This window comes from Pseudomonas sp. Irchel s3h9 (genome assembly GCF_900187475.1).
Classification (GTDB): domain Bacteria; phylum Pseudomonadota; class Gammaproteobacteria; order Pseudomonadales; family Pseudomonadaceae; genus Aquipseudomonas; species Aquipseudomonas neuropathica.
Genome location: NZ_FYDH01000004.1, coordinates 471230 through 477878, shown reverse-complemented (window position 1 = coordinate 477878; position 6649 = coordinate 471230). Strand labels below are relative to the sequence as shown.

6 protein-coding genes are annotated in these 6649 nt (G+C 56.1%); all 6 read left to right on the top strand.

Features of this window, described 5'->3' with window-relative positions:
• The first annotated feature begins 274 nt into the window (after window positions 1-274).
• The 6 genes from CKW26_RS09570 to cyoE all read left to right on the top strand — a co-directional run bounded on the left by CKW26_RS09570 (window position 275) and on the right by cyoE (window position 6446).
• Window positions 275-784, top strand: a complete 510-nt coding sequence (locus CKW26_RS09570; protein WP_025109264.1) for a disulfide bond formation protein B — start codon at window positions 275-277, stop codon at window positions 782-784.
• Between the two features lie 825 nt (window positions 785-1609).
• A complete protein-coding gene (gene cyoA, locus CKW26_RS09560; protein ID WP_007916947.1) occupies window positions 1610-2551 on the top strand; it encodes a ubiquinol oxidase subunit II in 942 nt (313 codons plus the stop codon).
• 3 nt (window positions 2552-2554) lie between these two features.
• Entirely contained in the window at window positions 2555-4585 is a 2031-nt protein-coding gene (gene cyoB / locus CKW26_RS09555) for a cytochrome o ubiquinol oxidase subunit I (RefSeq protein ID WP_007916945.1), read from the top strand.
• A gap of 3 nt (window positions 4586-4588) precedes the next feature.
• Complete coding sequence (gene cyoC / locus CKW26_RS09550) at window positions 4589-5212, top strand: cytochrome o ubiquinol oxidase subunit III (RefSeq protein WP_034156084.1); 624 nt, start codon at window positions 4589-4591, stop codon at window positions 5210-5212.
• Window positions 5212-5547 (top strand): cytochrome o ubiquinol oxidase subunit IV, encoded by a 336-nt coding sequence (gene cyoD / locus CKW26_RS09545; protein WP_007916940.1) that lies wholly within the window; start codon window positions 5212-5214, stop codon window positions 5545-5547. The genes cyoC and cyoD overlap by 1 nt, the downstream gene beginning before the upstream one ends.
• Before the next feature lie 11 nt (window positions 5548-5558).
• The gene (gene cyoE, locus CKW26_RS09540) at window positions 5559-6446 is read left to right on the top strand and encodes a heme o synthase (protein ID WP_007916939.1); all 888 of its coding nucleotides are present in this window, start codon (window positions 5559-5561) and stop codon (window positions 6444-6446) included.
• Window positions 6447-6649: the final 203 nt, after the last annotated feature.

Genomic DNA, 6649 nt, shown 5'->3' with positions numbered 1-6649 from the left:
TCTTTATCGGCGCTTGGGTGAAAGGAGGAGGGGCGAAATCTCCCACGGTCTGTGCTGCGTCAACAGTCAGAATCGAGCCTTGTCCCTCCTCCTCCCTTCAAGTCCTACCATACAAGCGAGCCTGCTCGCGAAGGCCGTTATGCGGTCTCGATTCTTAAATTCTGTTTAAAGGTTAATCGTTTCTTAACCGCTTTATCGTTTATTCCCCCGGTGTAGACTTGCGACAACCTTCAGCCGCGAGCCGGTTGAACCATGGACATAAAAGGGAAACGCGATGAGCGAGGAAACGATTCGGTTGGGCCGTGAGCGGCGCTTTCTGGTGCTGTTGGGGATCATCTGCCTGGCGCTGATCGGTGGCGCTCTATATATGCAGATCGTGCTCGGCGAAGCGCCGTGCCCACTGTGCATCTTGCAGCGCTATGCGTTGCTGCTGATCGCGCTGTTCGCGTTCATCGGCGCGGCCATGCGCACCCGTCGCAGCATCACCGTTTTCGAGGTGTTGGTGGTGATTTGTGCGATTGCCGGGGCCGGTGTGGCCGGGCATCACGTGTACACCCAGTTCTATCCGGCGGTGAGTTGCGGCATCGATGTGCTGCAGCCGATTGTCGATGATCTGCCGCTGGCGAAGATCTTCCCGCTGGGCTTCCAGGTTGACGGTTTCTGCTCGACGCCGTACCCGCCGATCCTTGGCTTGTCGTTGGCACAATGGGCACTGGTGGCGTTCGTGCTGGTGGTGATCCTGGTGCCGCTGCTGACCTCGCGTAACCGAAAAGCACTGCGCTGAGTCAACTAATCGGCTGTCTGGCCGATACAGAAAACGCCTCGATTTGCGGATCAGCCAATCGGGGCGTTTTGCTTTTCACGGTGTTTGTGAAAACACCGTGACGGCTGGCAAGGAAGGGTGTGGCAAGTGTGCGACATGTTGTCACACGCGCCATGTCGCAGGGCCATTGAGTGACGCGGAATCGGCCGTTGTTACAAAAAAGGATTGGTCAGTTTCCGGGTTTTTCGGCTTTAGCACGCGAGTGCCAGAGCAGGCAGTTTTAACAAGCGCGGGTATATGGCCAAAAGCCTTGGGTTATCGGGCTTTGCGCTGTTCCAGCGTTCGGAAATAGCCTTCGGAGCTGTCTGAACTGACGCGGGTACACCTACATTTTTTGGTGTTTTTGTTGAGAATCTATTTCGATAACATGTGGAACTTTTGCAAAAATGGCGATGCATTGTTGCTCGAACGGATAAAAATTATTTCGGGATAAGACATGGTGTATAGGGCGCTACCTATCTACAATCGCCCGCACTGAATTCCCGGCACTGTTCAGCCTTTATTAAGGAGGCGAGCAGGAAGTCGGGTGTCGAGTGAGTCGAAAGGCTTTCAAGACACCCAGGTGTCGGTGCCTTCCAACTTTCCGCACCAAATGGAATTGGTCTGTAACAAGGCCTTTGACCACGAATTCGAATAAGAACTGACCGCTGTCCCAGGTTTTGTCGAGCGTCTGACGCGCGACGGGCGGCCCTTATTCAATCCAAAGAAAATGCCAACCCTTGGCAGGGTGAAGTGTTGGCGATCAAAACCCAACTGCATTGCGCAAGCTGCTTTAGAGGTCGTGAGATGAGTAAAAACAGGTACCCCAGATTACTAGGCCTAGTGCCGCTGCTCGGCACGTTGTTGCTGGGAGGCTGCAACATGACCTTGCTCAATCCAACGGGCCAGGTTGGCCTGGAACAGCGAAACCTGATCATCACCGCGACCCTGCTGATGCTGTTGGTCGTTGTGCCGGTTATCGTCATGACCTTCCTGTTCGCCTGGAAGTACCGCGCGTCGAACAAGAACGCCGTCTACACCCCGAAATGGTCGCACTCGACCAAAATCGAAGTGGCAGTCTGGACCATCCCGGTCCTGATCATCATTGCCCTGGGTTACATCACCTACATTTCGACCCACGAACTGGACCCGTATCGTCCGATTCAATCCGACGTCAAGCCAGTGACCATCGAAGTCGTTGCGCTGGACTGGAAGTGGCTGTTCATCTACCCGGAACAAGGCATCGCCACGGTCAACAAGATCGTGTTCCCGGCGCACACGCCAATCAACTTCAAGATCACCTCTGACGCTGTGATGAACTCGTTCTTCATCCCGGGTCTGGGCGGCCAGATCTACGCGATGGCGGGCATGCAGACCAAGCTGCACCTGATCGCTGACCGTAACGCTGAAATGGACGGTATCTCCGCCAACTACAGCGGCGCGGGTTTCACCGGTATGAAATTCAAGGCTATCTCCACCACTCAGGAAGATTTCGACGCCTGGGTAAGTGAAGTCAAGAAGTCACCTAAACAGCTTGATCAAGCTGAATACGCGGCCCTTGCCAAACCGAGCCAGAACAACCCAGTCGAGCTCTACTCCTCGGTCACGCCGAACCAGTTCCAGATCATCGTCGACAAGTACGAAGGTATGAAGCCGGGTAAGCCGCTGAAGCACGAGAAGAAAGAGAAAGAAGTGGCGGCCACGGAAATTGACTCGAGTTCGCATTCAGCTGCCGGGGCAGAGGAGTAAACGATGTTTGGTAAATTAAGTTGGGAAGCAGTCCCATTCCACGAGCCGATCGTGATGGTGACCATCGCCATGATCGCCCTCGGTGGTCTGGCGCTGTTCGCTGCAATCACCTACTTCAAGAAGTGGACCTACTTGTGGACCGAGTGGTTGACCTCGGTCGACCACAAGAAAATCGGCGTGATGTACATCATCGTTGCCATGGTCATGCTGCTGCGCGGTTTTGCCGACGCCATCATGATGCGTACCCAGTTGGCTATGGCCACCGAGGGTTCGCCTGGCTACCTGCCACCTGAACACTATGACCAGATCTTCACCGCTCACGGTGTGATCATGATCATCTTCATGGCGATGCCATTCTTCACCGGCCTGATGAACCTTGCAGTGCCGCTGCAGATCGGCGCGCGTGACGTTGCGTTCCCGTTCCTGAACTCCCTGAGCTTCTGGCTGCTGGTTTCCGGCGTAGTGCTGATCAACCTGTCCCTGGGCGTCGGCGAATTCGCCAAGACCGGTTGGGTTGCCTATCCACCATTGTCGGGTCTGCAATACAGCCCTGGCGTGGGCATGGACTACTACATCTGGGCGCTACAGCTATCCGGGTTAGGTACGACGCTAACGGGGGTTAACTTCCTCGCGACCGTACTGAAAATGCGTACCCCTGGCATGAAACTGATGGACATGCCGATCTTCACCTGGACCTGCACCTGGGCAAACGTTCTGATCGTGGCTTCGTTCCCGATCCTGACCGCTACCCTGGCACTGCTGACCCTTGACCGTTACATGGATTTCCACATTTTCACCAATGAACTTGGTGGCAATCCAATGATGTACGTCAACCTGTTCTGGGCCTGGGGCCACCCTGAGGTTTACATCCTGATCCTGCCGGCATTCGGCATCTTCTCGGAAGTGATCTCGGCGTTCACCGGCAAGAAACTGTTCGGCCACCACTCGATGATCTACGCCTCGGGCGCGATCTCGGTACTGGGCTTCATGGTTTGGCTGCACCACTTCTTCACCATGGGTTCGGGTGCCAGCGTCAACGCCTTCTTCGGTCTGGCGACGATGCTGATTTCCATCCCGACGGGTGTGAAGCTATTCAACTGGCTGTTCACCATCTACCAGGGCCGTCTGCGCTTCACCAGCCAGGTTCTGTGGACTCTGGGCTTCATGGTGACCTTCGCCATCGGCGGCATGACCGGCGTACTGCTGGCCATCCCGGGTGCTGACTTCGTTCTGCACAACAGCCTGTTCGTGATTGCGCACTTCCACAACGTGATCATCGGCGGCGCGGTATTCGGTTACATCGCTGGTTTCGCGTTCTACTTCCCGAAAGCGTTCGGCTTCAAGCTGCACGAAGGCTGGGGTAAAGCAGCGTTCTGGTTCTGGATCTCGGGCTTCTTCGTCGCGTTCATGCCGCTCTATGCACTGGGCTTCATGGGCATGACCCGTCGTCTGAACGCCACCACCAACCCTGAGTGGGTACCGTACCTGTACGTTGCCATGTTCGGTGCGGTGATGATCGCTGTGGGTATTGCCTGCCAACTGATCCAGCTGTACGTCAGTGTGCGCGACCGCAACAAGCCAGAGAACGTTTGCGATCACGGTGACCCGTGGAATGCACACACTCTGGAATGGTCGACCTCGTCGCCACCTCCGTTCTACAACTTTGCTGTGCTGCCTAAGGCTGACTGCATCGACCCGTTCACTGAAGCCAAGGAAAACGGTACTGCGTACCAGCGTCCGGCCAAGTACGAGCCGATCCACATGCCGAACAACACCGCCACTGGCGTGGTGATGGGCGCACTGTTGACCGTCTTCGGTTTCGCGATGATCTGGCACATCTGGTGGTTGGCGATCGCCAGCCTGGCCGGCACCGTCATCTACTTCGTGATCCACGCTGCACGTGACGACCAGGGCTATATGGTTCCGGTTGAAACGATCGAGCGTATCGAAGCCGAGCAGCACAAGCGTCTGGTTGCGGCAGGGAAAATCCCGGCCGGTGCCACCCGTGTTGAAACCTCGTTGGAACAGGCTTAAACCATGTCGAATTTAGTGACCAATGTTGGACACGCCCATGGTGACCATGGGCACGATGACCATCACCACGACTCGGGCGAGATGACCGTATACGGTTTCTGGCTCTACCTGATGACCGACTGCATTCTGTTTGCGTCGATCTTCGCGGTGTACGCAGTACTGGTAAACAACGTTGCCGGTGGCCCGTCGGGCCACGACATCTTCGAACTGCCATACGTGCTGGGCGAAACCGCTCTGCTGTTGTTCAGTTCGATCACCTACGGCTTCGCCATGCTGGCGTTGTTCAAAGGCAAGAAGCAGCAGGTTCTGGGTTGGTTGTTCATGACCTTCCTGCTGGGCGCAGGCTTTATCGCCATGGAGATCAACGAGTTCCACCTGCTGATCTCCGAGGGCTTCGGTCCTAGCCGTTCGGGCTTCCTGTCCGCGTTCTTCACCCTGGTCGGTACCCACGGTCTGCACGTATCTGCGGGTCTGATCTGGATGGGCATCATGATGTACCAGGTCAACAAGCACGGCCTGACGGCGACCAACAAGACCCGTCTGAGCTGCCTGAGCCTGTTCTGGCACTTCCTGGACGTGGTGTGGATCTGCGTATTCACCGTTGTTTACCTGATGGGGACTCTGTAATGGCTAATGCACACTCCCATGACAGCCATGATGCTGGCCACGGCAGCGTAAAGTCGTACGCCATTGGCTTCATCCTGTCGGTGATCCTGACCGTGATTCCATTCGGTCTGGTGATGTACCCGAGCCTGCCGAAGGCCACCACGCTGGCAATCGTTCTGTTGTTCGCAGTGATCCAGGTGATCGTTCACCTGTATTACTTCCTGCACCTGGACCGTTCCATTGCTCAGCGTAACAACGTGATCGCGTTTGTCTTTACGGCCATTGTGATCGTGCTGCTGGTTGGCCTGTCGTTGTGGATCATGTTCAGCATCCACACCTACATGATGGCGAAGTGAGGTAAGACCCGATGTCGCTCAAGCACTTTATCCAAATCACCAAACCGGGGATCATTTTCGGTAACGTGCTTTCTGTGGCAGGCGGGTTTTTCCTGGCCTCGAAAGGGCATGTGGATCTGGCGGTGTTTCTGGCTGCCATGATCGGTACATCCCTGGTTGTTGCCTCCGGTTGCGTGTTCAACAACTGCATCGACCGCGACATCGACCTGAAGATGGAACGCACTAAAAACCGGGTGCTGGTGCAGGGCTTGATCTCCCTGAAACTGGCCCTGGTCTACGCGACCATCCTTGGTGTTCTCGGCGTTGCGTTGTTGTACAAGGTGGCCAACCCGTTGGCCGCTTTGTTCGCGGTGATCGGTTTCATCATCTACGTCGGCTTCTACAGCCTGTACCTCAAGCGCAAGTCGGTTCACGGAACGCTGGTGGGCAGTCTGTCGGGCGCCATGCCGCCAGTGATCGGTTACGTTGCCGTAACCAACAGCTTCGACATGGCCGCGCTGACGTTGCTGGTGATGTTCAGCCTGTGGCAGATGCCGCATTCCTACGCCATCGCGATCTTCCGCTTCAACGATTACCTGGCCGCATCGATTCCGGTGCTGCCAGTGAAGCGCGGGATCCAAGTGGCCAAGAAGCACATCCTGCTCTACATCCTGGCGTTCCTCGTAGCGACCTTGATGCTGACCTTCAGCGGTTACGCTGGCATGAGCTATCTCGCGGTGGCTGCGGCCATGGGCATGTACTGGTTGTACATGGCCTGGACCGGCTACAAGGCAGTGGATGACACGGTCTGGGCACGTAAGCTGTTCGTGTTCTCGATCTTCACCATTACTGCGTTGAGCGTCATGATGTCCCTGGACTTCAAGGTGCCCGCAGAGCTGCTGCTGACGTACGCGCCGTAAGGCTCAAAGGCTTGAAGAAAAACCCCGCACATTGAGAGATGTGCGGGGTTTTTTGTTGCCTGGCGTAAAGCCCCTCATCGGAACGCCGCCCGCCCAGCCCTCTCCCAGAGGGAGAGGGGGCCGACCGAGTTGTCTCGAGTCCACCGCCGACCTGCAAAGTCGTGGCGATTATGGATTCGGTAAAGTGCGTTCAGGTCGGTGTA